General features: G+C 67.9%; 17 protein-coding genes. 5 read left to right on the top strand and 12 right to left on the bottom strand.

Translation table 11 applies throughout. From position 1 onward, the window contains the following. Positions 1–156: 156 nt before the first annotated feature. Positions 157–1,221: a phytoene/squalene synthase family protein gene (locus CFB82_RS26395; RefSeq protein ID WP_089485911.1), complete on the top strand. Its 1,065-nt coding sequence runs from the start codon at positions 157–159 to the stop codon at positions 1,219–1,221. Between the two features lie 490 nt (positions 1,222–1,711). Next, a complete protein-coding gene (locus tag CFB82_RS26390) occupies positions 1,712–2,926 on the top strand; it encodes a porin (RefSeq protein ID WP_069251452.1) in 1,215 nt (404 codons plus the stop codon). A 378-nt stretch (positions 2,927–3,304) separates the two neighbouring features. On the opposite strand, the gene CFB82_RS26385 is transcribed toward CFB82_RS26390, so the two are convergent. Next, complete coding sequence (locus CFB82_RS26385; RefSeq protein WP_089485910.1) at positions 3,305–3,649, bottom strand: winged helix-turn-helix transcriptional regulator; 345 nt, start codon at positions 3,647–3,649, stop codon at positions 3,305–3,307. Positions 3,650–3,821: 172 nt separating this feature from the next. Between CFB82_RS26385 and CFB82_RS26380 the strand changes: the two genes are divergently transcribed. Beyond that, the gene (locus CFB82_RS26380; RefSeq protein WP_089485909.1) at positions 3,822–4,604 is read left to right on the top strand and encodes an SDR family oxidoreductase; all 783 of its coding nucleotides are present in this window, start codon (positions 3,822–3,824) and stop codon (positions 4,602–4,604) included. Positions 4,605–4,719: 115 nt separating this feature from the next. On the opposite strand, the gene CFB82_RS43390 is transcribed toward CFB82_RS26380, so the two are convergent. The 9 genes from CFB82_RS43390 to pdxR all read right to left on the bottom strand — a co-directional run bounded on the left by CFB82_RS43390 (position 4,720) and on the right by pdxR (position 12,843). Next, positions 4,720–4,869: a hypothetical protein gene (locus tag CFB82_RS43390; protein ID WP_174943718.1), complete on the bottom strand. Its 150-nt coding sequence runs from the start codon at positions 4,867–4,869 to the stop codon at positions 4,720–4,722. Continuing rightward, positions 4,866–6,356 (bottom strand): efflux transporter outer membrane subunit, encoded by a 1,491-nt coding sequence (locus CFB82_RS26375; RefSeq protein WP_089485908.1) that lies wholly within the window; start codon positions 6,354–6,356, stop codon positions 4,866–4,868. The genes CFB82_RS43390 and CFB82_RS26375 overlap by 4 nt, the downstream gene beginning before the upstream one ends. A 10-nt stretch (positions 6,357–6,366) precedes the next feature. Beyond that, positions 6,367–7,521, bottom strand: a complete 1,155-nt coding sequence (locus tag CFB82_RS26370) for an ABC transporter permease (RefSeq protein WP_089485907.1) — start codon at positions 7,519–7,521, stop codon at positions 6,367–6,369. Continuing rightward, positions 7,518–8,477 (bottom strand): ABC transporter ATP-binding protein, encoded by a 960-nt coding sequence (locus CFB82_RS26365; RefSeq protein WP_089485906.1) that lies wholly within the window; start codon positions 8,475–8,477, stop codon positions 7,518–7,520. The genes CFB82_RS26370 and CFB82_RS26365 overlap by 4 nt, the downstream gene beginning before the upstream one ends. Continuing rightward, entirely contained in the window at positions 8,474–9,439 is a 966-nt protein-coding gene (locus tag CFB82_RS26360) for an HlyD family secretion protein (RefSeq protein WP_089485905.1), read from the bottom strand. Before CFB82_RS26360 ends, CFB82_RS26365 begins: the two co-directional genes overlap by 4 nt. Then, positions 9,436–10,134 carry a TetR/AcrR family transcriptional regulator gene (locus CFB82_RS26355; RefSeq protein ID WP_089485904.1) on the bottom strand — a complete coding sequence of 233 codons (699 nt, stop codon included), beginning with the start codon at positions 10,132–10,134 and terminating at the stop codon, positions 9,436–9,438. Before CFB82_RS26355 ends, CFB82_RS26360 begins: the two co-directional genes overlap by 4 nt. Before the next feature lie 260 nt (positions 10,135–10,394). Further along, positions 10,395–10,817, bottom strand: a complete 423-nt coding sequence (locus tag CFB82_RS26350; RefSeq protein ID WP_089485903.1) for a cupin domain-containing protein — start codon at positions 10,815–10,817, stop codon at positions 10,395–10,397. A 10-nt stretch (positions 10,818–10,827) separates the two neighbouring features. Next, on the bottom strand, positions 10,828–11,265 hold the full coding sequence (locus CFB82_RS26345) for a carboxymuconolactone decarboxylase family protein (protein WP_069251461.1): 438 nt from the start codon (positions 11,263–11,265) through the stop codon (positions 10,828–10,830). A 93-nt stretch (positions 11,266–11,358) separates the two neighbouring features. Beyond that, complete coding sequence (pdxR, locus tag CFB82_RS26340) at positions 11,359–12,843, bottom strand: MocR-like pyridoxine biosynthesis transcription factor PdxR (protein WP_089485902.1); 1,485 nt, start codon at positions 12,841–12,843, stop codon at positions 11,359–11,361. Between the two features lie 307 nt (positions 12,844–13,150). On the opposite strand from pdxR, the gene CFB82_RS26335 reads away from it, so the two are divergent. Further along, positions 13,151–14,068, top strand: coding sequence for a LysR family transcriptional regulator (locus CFB82_RS26335; RefSeq protein WP_089485901.1), 918 nt, complete (start codon positions 13,151–13,153; stop codon positions 14,066–14,068). Positions 14,069–14,234: 166 nt separating this feature from the next. Continuing rightward, positions 14,235–14,984 carry an SDR family oxidoreductase gene (locus tag CFB82_RS26330; RefSeq protein ID WP_089485900.1) on the top strand — a complete coding sequence of 250 codons (750 nt, stop codon included), beginning with the start codon at positions 14,235–14,237 and terminating at the stop codon, positions 14,982–14,984. Between the two features lie 96 nt (positions 14,985–15,080). Here CFB82_RS26330 and CFB82_RS26325 read toward each other — a convergent pair whose 3' ends face one another. Both CFB82_RS26325 and CFB82_RS26320 read right to left on the bottom strand, forming a co-directional pair. Further along, positions 15,081–16,718 carry a glycoside hydrolase family 32 protein gene (locus tag CFB82_RS26325; protein ID WP_089485899.1) on the bottom strand — a complete coding sequence of 546 codons (1,638 nt, stop codon included), beginning with the start codon at positions 16,716–16,718 and terminating at the stop codon, positions 15,081–15,083. A gap of 152 nt (positions 16,719–16,870) precedes the next feature. Continuing rightward, entirely contained in the window at positions 16,871–18,448 is a 1,578-nt protein-coding gene (locus CFB82_RS26320; RefSeq protein ID WP_089485898.1) for a glycoside hydrolase family 68 protein, read from the bottom strand. Between the last annotated feature and the right edge of the window lie 113 nt (positions 18,449–18,561).

Below are 18,561 nucleotides of genomic sequence, written 5' to 3'. Positions count from 1 at the left end.
GGCCGGCCGCCGGATGCACTAAACTTGCGGGAATTTTGCATCGCCGCGCCGGGGCCGACGCCCGTCTGGCGCGACGATGCGGCGACTCGCGGGCCGGCGCGGGCACCCGGCGCCCGTGTGCGTCCGGGGCCCGCGCCGGCCGATTTTTCCCGACCCATGACGACTCGAACCGATTCCGCTTTCCTGCTCGGCGACCTGCTGAAGAACGTTTCCCGCTCCTTCTACCTGACGCTGCGCGTGCTGCCCGACGGCATGCGCGACCCGGTCGGCCTCGCGTACCTGCTTGCGCGCGCGGCCGACACGATCGCCGATACGGCGCTCGTCGCACCGGATCGCCGGGCGGCGTTGCTGACCGACCTGCGCGACGAGGTCGAGCGGCTCGGCGACGGCGTGGCGCTGTCGCGCGCGCTCGAGGACGTGACGCGGATGCAGACCGATTCGCACGAACACGTGCTGCTCGGCTCGATGGAGCCGATGCTCGCGCTGCTGCGCACGCAGCCGGACGCCGACCGCGCGTCGATCCGCAAGGTCGTCGCGACGCTGACGGCGGGGATGGTATTCGACCTGCGCACGTTCCCCGACGAGCAGTCGGGGCGCGTCGTGTCGTTGCCGACGCGCGGCGAACTCGACCGCTACACGTATCTCGTGGCCGGCTGCGTGGGCGAGTTCTGGACCGACATGACGGGCATGCACACGCCGGCCGCGCGTGGCTGGAACCTGCCGGACATGTGCGAGAAGGGCATCCGTTTCGGCAAGGCGCTGCAGATGACCAACATCCTGCGCGACTGCGGGAAGGACCTGCGCATCGGCCGGTGTTACCTGCCCGACGACGTGCTGGGTGCGCACGGGCTCGGCGTCGCCGACCTGATGGCGCCCGATGCGTCGGCGCGCGCGCGCGGCGTGCTCGTCGACCTGCTGCGCGTGACGCTCGACCAGTATCGCGACGCGTGTCTGTACACGCTCGCGATCCCGCGCCGCTTCGTGCGGCTGCGGCTCGCGTGCCTGTGGCCGATCATGATCGGCCTCGAAACGCTCGAGCTGCTGGCCGGCCACCCGGCGTGGCTCGATCCGGTGAAGCCGGCCAAGGTGCCGAGAAAGCGCGTCTACCGGATCATGGCGTCGTCGCTCGCGCTGGTCGGCTCGAACACCGCGATTCGTGCGCGCCTGACCGCGCTCGCCGATGCCGTGAACGCGCATCTCGCGCAGCCGGCCACGCGCTGACTCGCCCTGAACGATGCCGGCTCGACAGGTGCCGGCATCGCCCCTCGGCCCGCGTTCGCCGGGCCATCACCTTCCGTCCCTTCGCGCGTCGACTAAAAACGTTTTCATTATTTCGTGTCGCGAAACGTGGGTGTCATGAACGTCAGCGATCCTTCGCGGCGGCGTGAATCGTGGTGTCAGCTACGGTCGCGCATTGGTAAGACGTATGTTGCCGAAGGCATCTGACAACATCCGACGGTCGTGTTGCACCCGTAAAAATGTAAAGCTAGGGTTTTCACCGGGAAATGCCGGAAAGGCCCGCCGCGTAAGCGTTTTCAGGTGTTATGTAACCGCTTGGTGAACCCCTGCGTTGCGTCGATCATACGATGACCGACTGCACGTGTTGGGAAATAATCGGTAATCCGTCAGAATCCCGTCGGCATGTACTCGCACATGTGTCAGTCATAAAACCACACCAGAAAAGAAATCATTCTTTGAGGACGGAGAATCAATGAAAAAGCGCGTCGCTTTCGCCATGACGGCAGTCGGTCTCGCAGCCGCTACCGCCGCCCACGCCCAGAGCAGCGTGACCCTGTACGGTATCGTCGACAACGGTATCGCTTGGCAGAACAACTCGTCGGCAGTCGGTGCGACCACGGGTGGTCATTCGAAGGTGCAAATGTCCACCGGCGTGTGGGCAGGCAGCCGCTTCGGCCTGAAGGGCAGCGAAGATCTCGGCGGCGGCACGAAGGCGATTTTCCAGTTGGAAGCCGGCGTCAACACGGCTAACGGCTCGTCGCAGTGGACCAACGGCATCTTCACGCGTCAGGCGTGGGTTGGCCTGACCAACAGCACGTACGGTACGCTGACGGCCGGCCGCCAGTACACCGCGTACTACACGCTGCTGTCGCCGTACAGCCCGACGACCTGGCTGACCGGTTACTACGGCGCGCACCCGGGCGATATCGACTCGCTGGATACGAGCTACCGTGCGAACAACTCGCTCGTCTACATGTCGCCGAAGTTCTACGGCTTCACGGTCGGCGGTTCGTACTCGTTCGGCGGCGTCGCAGGCGCGACGAACCGTGGCTCGACGTGGAGCGCGGCAATCCAGTACCTGAACGGCCCGGCAGGCATCGCGGTCGGCTATCAGAAGGTCAACAACGCAACGCTCGGCGGCGGCGTGTGGGGCGCGAACTCGACGGTCGAGAACGGCCTGACGGCATCGGGCGACGGCAACCAGCCGGCTGTTTCGTCGATCAACAACGGCTATGCCACGGCGCAATCGCAACAGCGTATCGCTGTGACGGCGGGCTACCAGTTCACGCCGGCATGGGACATTTCGGCATCGTACTCGAACGTCCAGTACACGCCGGGCACGGGTTCGGCGTTCCGCAACACGGCCATCTTCAACACGGCAGGCGCCGTGCTGCACTGGAAGGCAGCCGCTCAGTGGGACTTCGCAGCGGGCTACTCGTACACGGCGGCAACGCAGTCGAACGGCATCACCAGCTCGGCCAAGTACCACCAGGTCACGCTGTCGCAGTACTACAGCCTGTCGAAGCGCACGGGCCTGTACGCAGTTGAGGCTTACCAGCATTCGAGCGGCAACACGCTCAATGGCGGCAAGATCATCGCTGCAACGACGTCCATCGGCGACGGCGTGGGCGCAGGTTCGAAGCAGAACCAGATCGGCGTCGGCGTCGGCCTGATCCACCGCTTCTAAATGCCACGCGGCGCGCGAGCGCCGCTTACGGCATGCGGTATGAAGAACCGGCCTTCGGGCCGGTTTTTTTATGCACCCGGCATGGGCGCACTCCCGCGGGGGCAAATCCCGCCATAAGCGGGTCACGGCGAACGAAGCGCGGCGCAACTGCGTGAGGGTGTCGAAGGTCCGTCATGCTGGCGCGTGGGCGCCGTGCAATGCCCGATGACGGGGCGGAGTTCAGTCCTGTGCCGTGGCGGCCAGTGGACCGAATCAATCCGGGCAGCGTGAAATCGCCGCTGACGCCGGCATCGTCCGGCACAGCCGTCACAGCGAGAAAATCAAATCACGAGAACGCGCACGCATCCCGCGATTCGGGTTGCGCCCGTGACGTGTGAATCAGGCATCGTTCTCGTCGGGGTGCGGGCGGAGAGCGGCCCATTTCAGCAGCGCATCGAGCGTCGGACAGAGCGCCTGCCCCCAATCGGTCAGGCCGTACTCGACCTTCGGCGGCACCTGAGGGTGAACGATCCGGCGAACCACCCCATCTATCTCCATCTGGCGAAGTTGCTGAACAAGCATCTTCTGCGTGATGGCAGGGATCGCTCGTTCGAGTTCAGAGAATCGCAGCAGGTTGCCGCCGAACAGATGGAACAGGATAACCAGCTTCCATTTTCCGTCGAATATCTTGAGCGCCTGGCCGACACCCGCGGCGGCCGAGGTCGGGGTCCATTTCTTTTCCAATTTTCATCCTTACCGTTGAGTAAGCACCTTACTTTTTCGTGCGTTCTTCCTGTTTCGGGCGCTTGGCTTCATCATTCCGGCTGATCGACCCTGATTGCACCGGGCGATCCGGTGCCCCGTCAAGGTGCCGTCAAGTCGGGTGCAGCAAGATCCTCTCTCTGGAAATCACGCCATGACCTTCAACCTCGAGCTTACCGGCCGCAGGGCCCTTGTCACCGGCGGCACGAAAGGTGTTGGCGCGGCTGTCGTCGAATCCTTGCGAAACGCCGGCGTAACGGTCGTCGCCGCGGCGCGTTCGGTTCCCGATACAGCTGCTGAAGGCGTCACCTGGATCGCCGCCGATCTGACGACGGCGGCCGGATGCCAGGTTTTGTCGAAGGCAGTGCTCGATCGCCTCGGCGGCATCGACGTGATCGTCAATGTCCTGGGGGGATCGAGCGCCCCGAGCGGCGGATTCGCAGTCCTGAGCGATGATGAATGGGATGCCGCACTCAATCTGAACCTGATGGCGGCCGTGCGCATCGACCGGGCGTTGCTCCCGTCGATGATCGCACAGGGGGCAGGTGTCATCATCCATGTTACGTCGATACAGAACGCGCTGCCGCTGCCCGAGGCGACCACCGCCTATGCGGCGGCGAAGGCGGCACTGTCGACTTACAGCAAGAGCCTGTCGAAGGAAGTCACGCCGAAAGGCGTTCGCGTCGTGCGCGTTTCGCCGGGGTGGGTCGAGACCGAGGCCGCCGTGCGGCTAGCCGAGCGGCTGGCGGATGCGGCAGGGACCGACTACGAGGGCGGCAAGAAAATCATCATGGATGCGCTTGGCGGAATTCCACTCGGTCGCCCGGCGAAGCCTCAAGAAGTGGCCGACCTGATCACCTTCCTCGTATCGCCGCGCGCGGCATCGATCAGCGGCACCGAATATGTGATCGATGGCGGGACCGTTCCGACGGTCTAGCATCGACGGATGCATGACCCGCATCTGTTGAAGCGCGCTGAAGCAACAAGGATTCAAGGATGTCGGCCCGACGTATCGTCCATGCTTGGATGCAGGCAGTCGACATCGTCCACGATCACTCGGCATGCTGCTTCCGACGGCAGCAGATGACGCACGCCGGTCGATACGAGAACGCGTCGAGGTGGTCGTCAATGGAATGACCGTCGCAGACGAACGTCGCGTCGCGCTTGTCGTGCAGCGGCGGCGACGCGCTCGAGCAGGTCATTGCGCCGCATCGTCCGTCCAGTTCCCCGCCAGCGCCTGAAACAGCGCCGCCGTATCGGCGAGCCGGTCGGCCTGCGCGCGCGTACGGTCGAGCGCCGTCTGCAACGCCTGCCGCTGCGCGTCGAGCAGGTCGAACGTGCTGATCCCGCCCGCCGCGTAGCGGTCGCCGGCAATCCGGTTGCTGGCCGCCGCTTCCTGCGCGGCGGTGTCTCTCGCCTGCAGTGCAGCCGCGTCGTGCTCGACCGCGCGCATTGCATCGGCCACCTGCTGCAGCGCCTCGAGCACGGTTTCCCGGTAACTTGCGAAGGCCGCGTCGTACGCCGCTTCGGCCGCACGTTTCTTCGCGCGCAGTTCACCGCCATGAAAGAGCGGTTGCGTCAGCCCGAGGCCGACATTCCACACATTGAGCCCGCTCACGAGATCCGCGATGCGCGTGCGCTCCGAGCCGATCCCCGCCGAAATCGAAAAGCGCGGATACAGGTTCGCGGTGGCCACGCCCACGTTCGCGCTCGCCTGGTGCAGCACGGCTTCGGCCGCGCGGATGTCGGGGCGTTCGCGCGCGAGCGTCGACGGCAGCGCGACCGGCAGCGTGCGTGGCAACGCGAGCGTATCGAGTGTGAGGTCGGGCAGCACGGCATCGGACGGCGGCACGCCGAGCAGGATCGCGAGCCGGTGGCCGGCTTGCGCGAGGCGGGCCTCGAGCGGTGGCAGCGACGCCCGCGTCTGCGCGAGCAGCGCGCGCTGCGCATGCACGTCGGCCTGCGAAACGCCACCCGCCGCGAAACGCGCTTCGACGATGCGTAGCTGCCGCGCCTGCGCATCGATCAGTTGCCGCGTGAGCGCGACCTGCTGCGCGAGCGACGCGCGCAGGATCGTGGTCGCGACGACGTTGCCCGCGAGCGTCAGGCGCGCGGCGTCAAGCGTGTACGCCTGGTAGTCGACCTGCGCGCGCAGTGCTTCGAGCGCACGCCGGTTGCCACCGAACACGTCGAGCACGTACGACACGCTCACCGACGCGTCATACAGCGTGAACGGCCCCGGGCTGGGCACGTTGGCGGGCAGGCCGAACGCGGTCGTGTCGACTCGCTGGCGTGTGGCGGACAGGCTCGCATCGACTTTCGGCAACATCGTCGCGCCGGCTTCGGCCGCGTGGTTCTGCCGCGCTTCGTCGAGTCGCGCACGGGCTTGCGCAAGCGTCGGGCTGTTGTGCCAAGCGGTATCGACGAGCCGGTTCAGCGGTTCGGAGCCGAACTGCGTCCACCAGTGCTGCGGGGTATGCGCGGCCGATGCGAACGTCTGCGCATCGCCGGTCGGGCCGGCGGTGGAGGCCGTCGTCGCGGGCGGCTCGCCGCGCGTGTAGCGCTGCGTGGCGGGCGCATCCGGCGCGTGGAAATCCGGCCCGACCGCGCATCCGGCGACGAGCAGCGCAGCGGCGATCAGCATGCAACCGCGGGCGGCGTGGAAAGGGCGACGCGAAGCCGGTTTCATCGTGCGGCACCTAGTCGAGCGTGCGCCGGTAGAAGCGCAGCGCGATGCCCATCACGACGACGGTGAACAGCGCGACCGGCCACACCGACGGCCACAGGTCGCTCCAGCCGTTGCCTTTCAGCAGGATCCCGCGCACGAGGCGGTTGAAGTAGGTGAGCGGCAGCAGGTTGCCGATGAACTGCGCCCACTTCGGCATCCCGGCGAACGGGAACATGAAGCCCGACAGCAGGATGTTCGGCAGGAAGTAGAACACCGCGAGCTGCATCGCCTGCAACTGGTTCTGCGCGAGCGACGACAGCGTGATGCCGACCGTCAGGTTCGCGGCGATGAACAGCAGCGCGGACAGGTAGATCGCGAACACGCCGCCGACGAACGGCACGTCGAACACGAAGCGCGCCGCAGCGACGATGATCGACACCTGGATCAGCCCGATCAGCACGTACGGGACGATCTTGCCCGTCATCACCTCGAGCGGCCGCACCGGCGTTGCGAGCAGGTTCTCCATCGTGCCGCGCTCGCGTTCGCGGGTGATCGCGAGGCCCGTCATCATCACCATCGTCATCGTCAGGATCACGCCCATCAGGCCGGGCACGACGTTGTACTGCGTGATGCCCTCGGGGTTGTACAGCCGGTGCAGCACGACGTCGAACGCGGCCGGGCGGCCGTTCAGGTAGGCGAGCGGGCCCGTCAGGTCCTTGTCGGCGACGGGCTGCACGAGGCCCGGCAGCGCGGCGATCGCCGACGCGGTCGCGACGGGATCGGTCGCGTCCGCCTCGACGAGCAGCGACGGACGCTCGCCACGCAGCAGCCGCCGCGAGAAATCGGCCGGCACGTTCAGCACGAACTGCACGTCGCCGCGGGCGAGCGCATGCCGGCCGGCCGCCTCGTCGGGCAGCGTCTCGACGATGTCGAAGTACGCGGAATTGCGCATCGCGGCGACGAAGCTGCGCGCGAACGGGCTCGCATCGGCGACGATCACGGCCGTGGGCAGGTGCTTCGGATCGGTGTTGATCGCGAAGCCGAACAGCGTGAGCTGGATGATCGGCACGCCGACGATCATCGCGAACGTCACGCGGTCGCGCCGCAGCTGCAGGAATTCCTTCAGCACGATGCTCCACCAGCGGGCGACCGAGAACGCATCGCGCAGGCGCGCCCATGCGTTCATGACGACGCTCCGCCGGACGGCCCGGATGCGCGGCCCATCATGAAGATGAAGACGTCCTCGAGCCCGGTGTCGATCGGCGCGACCTGCAGCGCGGCAGGCCCGTCGGCCTGCGCCGCGACCTGAGCGAGCGTCGCGTCGAGCTGCGCCTGATCACGGCCGCTCACATGGAGCACCGAGCCGAACACGACCGTCTGGTCGACGCCCGGCATCGTGCGCAGCCGAGCGGACAGTTCGCTCAGATGCGCGCCGGTGATCGCGCGGGTCGCGAGCCCCTGCGACGCGACGATCTCCGCCGACGTGCCCTGCGCGAGCAGCTCGCCGTACGCGATGTATGCGAGCTTGTGGCAGCGCTCGGCTTCGTCCATGTAGTGCGTGCTGACGAGCACCGAGATGCCTTGGGCGGCCAGCCGGTGCAGTTCCTCCCAGAAGTCGCGGCGCGCGGCCGGGTCGACGCCGGCCGTCGGCTCGTCGAGCAGCAGCAGCGCCGGCTCGTGCAGCATGCAGGCGGCCAGCGCGAGGCGCTGCTTCCAGCCGCCCGACAGCGCGCCGGTGAGTTGATCCGCGCGGCTCGCGAGGCCGAGCCCGTCGAGTGCGCGCGCGACGGCCGCCTTGCGGTCGGGCATCCCGTACACGCGCGCGACGAAGTCGAGGTTCTCGCGGATCGACAGGTCTTCCCAGTACGAGAAGCGCTGCGTCATGTAGCCGACGCGCCGCTTGATCTGCGCGCTGTCGCGCACGATGTCGTAGCCGAGGCAGGTGCCGCTGCCCGAGTCGGGCGTGAGCAGCCCGCACATCATCCGGATCGACGTGGTCTTGCCGCTGCCGTTCGGGCCGAGAAAGCCGAAGATCTCGCCGCGCGCGACGCGCAGCGACACGTCCTTCACGACATGCTTGTCGCCGAAATGCTTGTTCAGGCGATCGACGTCGATCGCATACGGTGCGGGTGGCGCGTTCATGGCACGTTCACGGCGACGGGCTGGCCCGGATGCAGCTTCGGCGCATCGGCGACGGTGGGGCGCGCCTCGATCATGAACACGAGCTTGGTCCGGCTCTCGTTGCTGTAGATCACGGGCGGCGTGTATTCGGCCTCGCTCGACACGTAGGTGATGCGCGCGGGCACGTCGGCCGCACAGCCGTCGCAGTGGATCGCGACCGTGCGCCCCGGTGCGAGCGAGGCGACGGCGGCCTCCGGCACGAAGAAGCGCACCTTCAGGTTTTGCGGCGGCAGCATCTGCACGACCGGATTGCCGGCCTGCACCCATTCGCCGACGCGGTACAGCGTGTCGTACACGCGCCCGGCGGCGGGCGCGGCGACGCGCTTCTGGTCGAGCTTCCATTGCGCCTCGGCGACTGCCGCCTGCGCGGCATCCACCTGCGCGGCCTGCGCGGTCACTTGCTGCGCGCGGCCCGGCAGGCGTGCGACGTCGACCTGCTTCTGCAATTCGCGCATCTGCGCGGCGGTGGTTTGCGCGGACGTGCGCGAATCGTCGAGCTGCTGTTTCGACAAGCCGCCGGCCGCGTACTGGCTTTCGTCACGCACGCGTTGCGCGGCGGCCCGCGCGGCTTGCGCGGTGGCCTGCGCGAGTTGCGCCTGCGTGACCGCGATTTCCGGCGGGCGCTTGCCGGTCTGCAGGTCGGCAAGCTGGGCGCGGGCGGCTGCGAGCTGGTGCTGCGCCTGCAGCAGCGCGGCCGTTTCGTTGGCGGCTTCGAGCGAGAAGGCCGGCGTGCCGGCGGCGAGAGTCTGGCCGCGCGCGACCGACAACTGCGTCAGCGTGCCCGATTGCGACGACGCCAGGTACACGAATTCGCCTTCGACGTAGCCCTGGTAGGTCGTACCGTTGCTCGCTTGCCGTCCGCAACCGGCGAGCAGCGCGACCGCGGCGGCCAGCGCGAGCGGCAGTGCGCGCGCCATGTTCACGATGGCCTCCGCGGCGAGCGGGCCCGTGCGCGCGGCGCGGCGGCCGGCGGCTGCATGCCCGACCCGAGCAGCGCGCGGACGTGGCGGTGCAGCACGTCGCGGTCGATCGGCGGCAGGCCGCGCGCGCTTTGCCACAGTTTCGCGGTCGCGAGCGGCAGCATCACCAGCGCGATGATCGAGTGGAACAGGAACGCGGGTTCGAGCGCGGGGTTCAGCGTGCCGGCCTGCTGCGCACCGCGGATGCGTTCGGCAAAGCGCCCGACATGTTCGAGCGGAATGCGCCGGACCATCCGCTCGCGCAGCAGCCCGCCTTCATGGATGATCTCGCGCAGCCAGATCGACGGCAGCCACGGCATGCGGCGCGTGACGTCGAAGAAGCGGTCGACGAGTTCGGCGACGAGCGCGAACGGGTCGTTTTCGATTTGCGGCTCGGTCGGCCGCCACACGAACGCGATGGCCTGCGCGAGCCGTTCCTCGACGATCGCGTCGAGCAGCTGCTCGCGATTCGTGAAGTAGTAGTGGACCATCGCCGACGTGACGCCGGCGGCGGCGGCGATCTGCGCGACGGTCGTCGCGGCGATGCCGCGCTCGGCGAACAACTGCATCGCGACGTCGAGCATGTGGCCGCGCAGGTCGAAATCGTCGACCGACGGGCGGCGGCCGCGGGGCCTGGCGACGGTGGATTTCGCGTTCATGAAATCGACGCTAATTGATGAGTTAGTTAATTTCAAGGAAGGGTTTCCGCCCGAGTTGATCGCGATCAGGCGAGCGTCGAACGGGGGCGCGGGTGGGCGGGGAGGTGACGTGATGCGGCGCGGTGCGGCAAGCCGGCGGCGGAGTGTAGGGAGCAGCTAATGGAGACGCGGCGGGACGTGGCGGGGCCACACGGTATGGAAAGCCGGTCGCGAAGCGGGGCGGCGCGTGCCTGGACGATGGCACGCCCCCCGGAAAGCGCTTACTGATCGATCGGCGACGTCAGCGGCACGTGTTCGCCGGTCAGCCCGAACACGACGAGTTGCGCGGGCTCGGTCGCGCTCGCGTTGCGCGACTCCTGGTGGCGCGATCCGGGCGCCTCGTACCAGCCTTCGCCGGTGCGATAGCGGTGCAGCGGGCCGCCGTTCACCTGCGACAGCACTTCGCCTTTCGACACGACCGCGAACACCGAGCCGAGGTGCCGGTGCGCTTCGGACGCCTGGCCGGGCGCATAGTCGACGGTCGCGACGACCGCGAGCTTGCCGGGCGCTTCGGGCACGGCCTGCTGCATGATCGCGTGCACGTTGTTGCCGGTATCGTGCGCCCGGGCAGCGGCCGGCAGCAGCGCGACGCCGGCCGCGAGCGATGCACACAGGGCGGCGCGACGGAGCGTAGCGTCCATCATCGTCGTCTCCTTACTCGGGCATCTTGCGGAACGCGATCGCGAAGCGGTTCCACGAGTTGATCGTCGCGATCAGCATCGACAGGTCGAACAGCTCTTCATCGGTGAAATGCGGCTTCACGGCTTCCCAGACGGCATCGGGGACGTGGTTGCTGGCGACCAGCGTCAGCGCCTCGGTCCATTCCAGCGCCGCGCGTTCGCGCTCGGTGAAGAACGGCGTTTCGCGCCACGTGACGACGGTGGCCAGGCGGCGCTCGGTTTCGCCGCCCTTGCGCGCGTCGGTCGTGTGCATGTCGACGCAGAACGCGCAGCCGTTGATCTGCGAGGCACGCAGGCGGACGAGTTCGGCGAGCGGCTTTTCGATCGAGCTCTTCGCGAGGAATTCCTCGGCGTTGCGCATCACCTTGATCGCATTCGGGCTGGCGGCGTAGAAGTTCAGGCGCGGTTGCATGGCAGGTCCTTTTCGGTTGGAGCGCACGGTGGCGCGACAGGACCCACTTTAAGACGCATGCTGGCCTGCTTGAATGGCCAATTTCCTGGAAATTCAGGTAACCAGTGCCGAGCCGCCAATGGCGTCCGAACCCAGCAGGCCGGCCAGCGTCGCGAGCGCCGTGTCGATGCGCAGCGTGTCGATCCCGCCATAGCCGAACAGCAGCCCCGCACGGACCGGCACGCCGACGTGGAACGCCGAGATGCCGTACAGGCCGATGTCCTGCGCGCGGGCCGCGCGGACCAGCGCCGCTTCGTCGAGCCCCGGCTTCAGGTAGGCCGCGAGGTGGATGCCGGCGCTCGGCACGATCGCGTCGAACCACGGCGCGAGTTCGCCGCGCAGATGCGCGATCAGCATCTTGCGACGCGCCTCGTAGTGCTTCTGCACGCGCTTCAGGTGCCGCGCGAAATCGCCTTCGAGCATGAAGCGCGCGAGTGCCGCCTGAGTCAGCGTGCAGGTGTGCCAGTCGACGATCTGCTTCGCCTTGGTCAGCGCGCCGCGCAGCGCGCGCGGCGGAATCGCGTAGCCGATCCGCAGTTCCGGAAAGATCGTCTTCGAAAACGTGCCGACGTACGCAACGAGGCCCGTGCGGTCGAGGCTCTTCAGCGATTCCACCGGCCGGCCCTCGAAGCGGAACTCGCCGTCGTAGTCGTCCTCGATGATCACCGCGCGGCGGCGCTGTGCCCATTCGAGCAGCGCGACGCGCCGGTCCAGCGTCATCGGCATGCCGAGCGGGAACTGATGCGACGGCGTCACGTAGACGAGGCGTGCGTCGTCGGGCAGCCGTTCCGTCACCAGTCCCTGTGCGTCGACCGGCACGCCGATCACCGTCGCGCCGAGCGACGCGAACGCGGCGCGGGCAGGTGGATAGCCGGGATCCTCGACCGCCACCACATCGCCGGGCCGCACGACGACGCGGGCGATCAGGTCGAGCGCCTGTTGCGCGCCTTGCGTGACGAGCACGTCGTCCCAGCCGCACGCGACCGCGCGGCTGAACGCGACGTAACGCGCGATCGCGCCGCGCAACTGCGGATCGCCGGCCGGGTCGTGGTACAGGGCCGGGCCGCGCATCTGCTGGCGCAGCGCGTGATGCAGGCAGCGCCGCCATGCGTCGAACGGGAACAGCGCCTTGTCGGTCACGCCGCCACGGAAATCGAAGCCCGGCGCATCCTGCGGCGTGGGCATCGAGAGCGCGTCGGGCAGGTCGTCCCACAGCGCACGCGCATCGACTGCGTCGATGCGCGGCATGTATTCGACGAGGGAGGGCGCCGACATGGCCGCGGCGTGCGGCACGCGCGCGAGGCCGTCGGCGACGAACGTGCCGTCGCCCGCGCGCGTGGTCAGGAAACCCTCGGCGACGAGACGCTCGAACGCGTCGAGCGTCGTCTTGCGCGATACGCCGAGCTGTTTCGCGAGGTCGCGCGTCGACGGCAGCCGCGCGCCGCCGGCGAGCCGCCCGTCGACGATCGCGGTGCGCAGTTGCCGGAAGATCTGCCCCGTCAGGTCGTGACGGCCTTCGATGCGGATCGCGATGTCCATCGCAGTGGTTACCTCGATTGCAGTAATTTTGTGCCGATCAGCATACCGAAGGCGACGAAAGAATGGGTGGCTCTGCGCGGCATGACGGCTTCGCGGGTGTCGCACGATGCACGAACCGGCCACACGGTGCAAGGAATCCCGACAGGGCGACGCGGGCGGCCGGCGAACCGGTGCATCGTGCAACGCTGGCCCGGCGGCATCCCGCAGGGGTGACGGGCATCGTCAGACGACGCAGCCGCACCGAGCGATTGGACCTCGGCCCGCCGCTGCCTTACGATCCACGACAACCCCACACCGGAGCGTGCCCATGCTGTCCGAAGACGAACTTGCGCTGCTCGACGCGATCCGCGCCACCGGCAGCCTGTCGCGCGCGGCCGCGCGGCTCGGCAAGGCGCCGTCGACGGTGTCGCACGCGGCGCGCCAGCTCGAAACGCGCTTCGACGCGCTGCTGTTCGACCGCCGCGGTTACCGGCTGCAGCTCACGCCGGCCGGCCAGTTGCTGACCGACGAAGCCGCGCGGCTGGCACTGGACGTCGCGCGGCTGACGCAGCGCGTGCGGCAGGTCGCGAGCGGCTGGGAGGACCGGCTGTGGATCGTCAGCGACGAGGTGCTGGAGTTCGACACGCTGCTGCCGGTCGTTCGCGCGTTCGATGCGCTCGACTCGGGCGTGTCGCTGCGATTCACGCACGAAGTGCTCGGCGGGACCTGGGAAGCGCTGCGCGACGGACGCGCGGACCTGGTGATCGGCGCGACCAACGAGCCGCCGGCGATTCCCGGTTTCAAGTGGTTCGAGCTGGGCGCGATGGAGTGGGTGTTCGCGGTGTCGCCGCGCCATCCGCTGGCCGCCGTGAGCGGCGCGCTGACGCGGGACGCGATCGGTGCGCACCGGGCCGTCGTCGTCGCCGATTCGTCGCGGCGCGCGGTCGGCCGCGCGTATGGCCTGCTCGGCGGGCAGGCCGTGCTTGCAGTGCCGTCGATGCGCGCGAAGATCCTCGCGCAGCGCGACGGGCTTGGCGTCGGCTGGGTGCCGCGCCGGCGCGTGGCGTCGCTGCTCGCGCGCGGCGAACTCGTGGAAAGGCAGACGACCGATCCGCGCGAGCCGAACCTGCTGTATGTCGCATGGCACGGCGACCGGGACGGCCGCGCGCTGCAATGGTGGCTCGAGCAATTGCGCGAACCGCGGCTCGCGCAGCGCCTGCTCGACGGCATCGACGTGGCCGGCTGACGCGGCGCGGAACGGAACAGGGCAGGAAAGGACAAGGCAATCGAATTCACCCGCCCGAACACGTTCGAAAATTTCGAACATGTTCGTCACGCCCGTCGTACGGCATGACCGGGCGCCGCGCGCATCCTGTGTTCACGGTCAACTCACCGGTTCACAGGAGAACATCATGCAACGCTTCGAAGGAAAGACGGTCCTCGTCACGGGTGGTAACAGCGGTATCGGCCTGGCGGCCGCCAAGGCATTCGCGGCAGAAGGTGCGCGCGTCATCATCACCGGGCGCGATGCGCAGACGCTCGAGGCCGCGCGGCAATCGCTCGGCGCAGACGCGCTCGCGATCCGCAACGAGGCCGGCAGCGTCGCGTCGGCCCGCGCGCTGGCCGATGCGATCGCGTCGGCGGGGGCGCGGCTCGACGCCGTGTTCATCAACGCGGGCGTCGCGAAACTCGCGCCGTTCGCCGACAGTGACGAGGCCATGTGGGATCTCGTGTTCAACACCAACGTGAAGGGCGCGTATTTCCAGATCCAGTCGCTGGTGCCGCTGCTGAACCGCGGCGCGTCGATCGTGATCAACGGCTCGATCAACGCGCACATCGGGATGCCCGGCTCGTCGGTGTATGCGGCGAGCAAGGCGGCCGTCAATTCGTTCGCGAAGACGCTGTCGACGGAGTTGCTGCCGCACGGCGTGCGCGTGAACGTCGTGAGCCCCGGTCCCGTGCAGACGCCGCTCTACGGCAAGCTCGGGCTCGACGCGGCCACGCTCGACGAAACGGCGGAGAAGATCAAGGGCCTCGTCCCGGTCGGCCGGTTCGGCACGCCGGACGAGATCGCGTCGACGGTGCTGCACCTCAGCGCGCCCGAATCCGCGTTCATCGTCGGCGCGGAGATCATCGCGTCGGGCGGGATGGGCTTGCTCTGATCGGTGGGGCTCCGGCGGGGGCTGTCACCGACCGGCGTGATGCCGGTCGGACAGCCCCCGTCACATGCAGGACCAACGGCCGTCCGCCCGTCGCGTCTATCGCGCCGCACAGGCGCCATGCCTGTCACCGCCGGCTTCGAGCTGCGTCACCGTGAGCCCGGAGAACGTCGCGCGGCCGTGTTCGGCAAACACGGCAACGCGATCCGCGTCGAGCGGCGGGAAGATCAGGTCGGTGAGCGCGACACGGCCGCCGTTCGCGAACACTTCGACCGAACCGCGATCGACGACGATCTCGAGCCGCAACTGCCCGTGCTCGAGCGGCAGGTCCACGATGTGTTCGCGGCTGAACGTGTCGGCGAAATTCGTTTCGCCGGACTGCGAGCGGTCGAGCGTCAGCGTGCCCTTTGCCGTGTCGTACACGATCCGGGTGCCGACCGAGCCATCCGCCGAGCGCCGGACGATCAGGCCCGCCCGTGCCGCATGCTGCGGCGCGATCGTGACCGTGATGCGCTGGACGACGCCGCGCGTCGCGGCCGACAGCGCGCGCGTCGTGGAGTCGACCGCGAGGTCGCCTTCATGCACGGCGGGCCTGCCGTCCGCCCAGGCATCGAACGCGGCGGCCGGTGCGACGACGAGCGTCGGCTCGCCGTCGATCGTTTTCAGCGACAGTTCGCGCGGCAGGGTCGTCGCGCCGCGCCATGGCGTGGTCGGCACTTTCGCCGCGTAATCCCAGTTGCTCATCCACGCGATCGCGACCGGCCGTGAGCCGGGCGCGCCCGAGAAGGTGCCGGCTGCGTAGAAGTCCGCGCCATGGTCGACCCAGCGGAATTGCGCGGGATCGGAGCCGGCGGGCGCAATGTGATCCGGCGTAAACGTGCGGCCGTCGAAGTCGCCGACGAAGTACATGGCGCCCGAGCCGCCGGCGATCGACCACGGATTGACGTTGACGATCATGACCCACCGGATGCGTGCGGGGTCGCCGTCGAGCGGCAGCGGCACGAGGTCGGGCATTTCCCACAGCGCGCCGTCGTGCGGCACGCCCGGCCGCGTGAAGTCGCTCAGGAAATTCCAGTGGATCAGGTCGTCCGATCGATAGAGCTTCACGACGTGCGCGTCGGCGACGACCGTCGTCATCAGCCAGTAGCCGCCCGGCGCATACCACGACACTTTCGGATCGCGAAATTGCTTCGATTCCGGATCGAGCGTCAGCACCGGATTGCGTGCGTATGGCTGCCAGGTCGCACCTTGATCGAGGCTGTATGCCAGCGACTGCGCTTGGACGCCCGGCGCGTGACCGGAGCCCGCCTTGTACACGCTCGTATAAAGCGCGACGAGCGGCATGTGGCCCGGTTGGCCCAGGCCGGACGTATTGAGCGTGTCGGCGACGATCGAGCCGGAGAAGATTTCCTCCGTCGCGTTCGCGCGCATCGCGACCGGCTGCTCGCGCCAGTGGACGAGGTCGGTGCTCGTCGCGTGGCCCCACGACATGTTGCCCCAGTCGCGGCCGAGCGGATTGTATTGATAGAACAGGTGATAGCGGCCGTTGTCGTAGACGAGCCCGTTCGGGTCGTTCATCCAGTTGCGCTGCGGCGTGTAGTGGAGCGCGGGCCGCCATTGCGGCGTGCCGTTGTCGGCTGGCGCGTGGCAGGGCGCTGCGATGACCTGGGTGCAGGCCACGCAGGCGAGCAGCAACCGGGCGATGCCGATGGAAAAGCGGAAAGACGTCGATGTCATGCGGGGTCCCGTGCTCCGCCGTGCAAAGCGGGAAAGGAGGGCACAGCCGCTTTCAACGGCGGTGTGCGCGATGGATGGAAGAAAAAAGAGGAGGCGCGCACGCGACACGCGCGATACGCGCCTCCTTAACCCCGTGCCTCTACCAGCGTTCGTTATTGTTGGTTGCCCTGGCTGTTGCCGCCGCCGGTCGCAGGCAGGTTCGCCGGAATGTCGCCGTAGCCGCCGAGCCCGCCGCGTCCGTAGGCGCGATCGACCGCCGTCGACGTTCCGTTGATGTTGACCTTCACCGTCGGCGCGAGCGTGCCGCCGCGGCGCGGGCCGATCGCATCGATGAACGATTCGACGAGCCCGCCCGGCATCACGTAGTGCGAATACGACTGGAATTCGCGCGGATTCTGGTTCGGATCCTGCGAATACGGCGCGCCGGCCGGCGCGGAGAAGTCCGTCGGGTTGCCGAGCACGAGGCCGCTGCCACCGTTCAGCGGCAGGAAGTCGCTGCGGATGCCGTTGCCCACGAAGCCGTACACGCCGTCCGGCCCGTCGACGCCGGCCGCCATCGTCGTGCGGTGGCTGATCGTGAACAGGTAGTACTTGCCGTCCTTCAGGTAGATCTGCGGGCGCTCGGTCTGGTCATCGACGCAGTTCGCCGACAGGATCGGCGGCAGGAACTTCCACTCGGTCAATTGCGGATTCGTCGCGATCGCCAGGCCGACATTGGCCTTTTGATACACTGCGCCCGAATTCATCACCGCGTTGAGATCTTCCTTGTACGGATCGTTCGGCGCGTAGCCGAGATCCGCGTTGGTGCAGGTGCGTGCGCCGCGCGGGCCGCCCGTATTACCCTCGAAGACCATGTAGGTCTTGCCCGGGTGCGCGGGATCGGTGAACACGAACGGATCGCGGAACGAGAAGTAGGTGTTCTGCTGGCCGGACTGGTAGTAGTTGCCGTCCGGTTGCAGCAGCGCCTTGTGATCGTCAAAGCCGCTGAACCAGACGTGCGTGGCGTCTGCGTGGATATGGCCGTCGGCGCGCGTGATGATCGCCTGCGGCGGCGTGATGTCGGCGCCGCCGGGCGCCGAGCGGTTGAACGACGTCGCGGTGTAGTAGAGGCTCACGTTGTCGCCGTTCGTGAGGCGTGCCGAGCCCGACCATTCCGCGTTGTTGGTCATCGGTGACGTGCCGAACACCTTGGCGCTCGCGCCATCCGGGAACAGGTGGCCGCCCCAGGTCCAGCCGCCGTTCGCCGGGCGCTGCGACGCGGGGATGCCCGCGCGGCGGTAGAAGAAGCCGATGCGCGCATGGACGTGACGGTCGTCGAACGTGTAACCCGCATGCGGATCGGCGGTGAGCGAGAAGATCACCTCCCAGCCCTTGTAGCTGAGCTGGTTCGCGCGCAGGTCGGCCAGCGGCCACGTGTCCCACACCCACACGTTCGAGTTGATCAGCGGGAAATCCTGCGGGATGTCCGGCATCGTCAGCGCCTGCGGCAGCGAGTTCTTGTCGGCGCCGGCGGTATGCGACTGCGCGACGATCTGGCGGATGTCCGCCCGCGTCCAGCGCATCGTGAAGTTGCCTTCGGGATCGTAGGCCTGCTGCGTGTGGGGCGTGGGCACGGGCGCGCCCGTGCCGCTGGACTGCGCGTGCGCGACGGACGCGAAGGCGGCAAGTGCGCCGCCAGCGAGCAGCAAACGTTTGGTCGCGATCGGGCGGAAAAGGGGAAAGTATGTCATCTCGTCGTCGTTTCCTGGAAAAGTGAAAGTGAACGGCTGAGTGGGCATCGATGTCCAAACCGGTTTGGATGCTATTTCAAACCGGTTTGGAACGCAAAAGATATTTATTTGAC

Source organism: Burkholderia sp. HI2714 (assembly GCF_002223085.1).
Lineage (GTDB): Bacteria > Pseudomonadota > Gammaproteobacteria > Burkholderiales > Burkholderiaceae > Burkholderia > Burkholderia lata_D.
Note: the sequence above shows the minus strand (reverse complement) of the source record. Positions and strands in the feature narration are given on the sequence as shown.

Bases quoted from the DNA above. Each gene is read 5' to 3' on its own strand.
- CFB82_RS26395 (WP_089485911.1), top strand. From the start codon at position 157: ATGACGACTCGAACCGATTCCGCTTTCCTGCTCGGCGACCTGCTGAAG.
- CFB82_RS26390 (WP_069251452.1), top strand. From the start codon at position 1,712: ATGAAAAAGCGCGTCGCTTTCGCCATGACGGCAGTCGGTCTCGCAGCC.
- CFB82_RS26380 (WP_089485909.1), top strand. From the start codon at position 3,822: ATGACCTTCAACCTCGAGCTTACCGGCCGCAGGGCCCTTGTCACCGGC.
- CFB82_RS43390 (WP_174943718.1), bottom strand. From the start codon at position 4,869: ATGACCTGCTCGAGCGCGTCGCCGCCGCTGCACGACAAGCGCGACGCG.
- CFB82_RS26375 (WP_089485908.1), bottom strand. From the start codon at position 6,356: ATGAAACCGGCTTCGCGTCGCCCTTTCCACGCCGCCCGCGGTTGCATG.
- CFB82_RS26370 (WP_089485907.1), bottom strand. From the start codon at position 7,521: ATGAACGCATGGGCGCGCCTGCGCGATGCGTTCTCGGTCGCCCGCTGG.
- CFB82_RS26365 (WP_089485906.1), bottom strand. From the start codon at position 8,477: ATGAACGCGCCACCCGCACCGTATGCGATCGACGTCGATCGCCTGAAC.
- CFB82_RS26355 (WP_089485904.1), bottom strand. From the start codon at position 10,134: ATGAACGCGAAATCCACCGTCGCCAGGCCCCGCGGCCGCCGCCCGTCG.
- CFB82_RS26350 (WP_089485903.1), bottom strand. From the start codon at position 10,817: ATGATGGACGCTACGCTCCGTCGCGCCGCCCTGTGTGCATCGCTCGCG.
- CFB82_RS26345 (WP_069251461.1), bottom strand. From the start codon at position 11,265: ATGCAACCGCGCCTGAACTTCTACGCCGCCAGCCCGAATGCGATCAAG.
- pdxR (WP_089485902.1), bottom strand. From the start codon at position 12,843: ATGGACATCGCGATCCGCATCGAAGGCCGTCACGACCTGACGGGGCAG.
- CFB82_RS26335 (WP_089485901.1), top strand. From the start codon at position 13,151: ATGCTGTCCGAAGACGAACTTGCGCTGCTCGACGCGATCCGCGCCACC.
- CFB82_RS26330 (WP_089485900.1), top strand. From the start codon at position 14,235: ATGCAACGCTTCGAAGGAAAGACGGTCCTCGTCACGGGTGGTAACAGC.
- CFB82_RS26325 (WP_089485899.1), bottom strand. From the start codon at position 16,718: ATGACATCGACGTCTTTCCGCTTTTCCATCGGCATCGCCCGGTTGCTG.
- CFB82_RS26320 (WP_089485898.1), bottom strand. From the start codon at position 18,448: ATGACATACTTTCCCCTTTTCCGCCCGATCGCGACCAAACGTTTGCTG.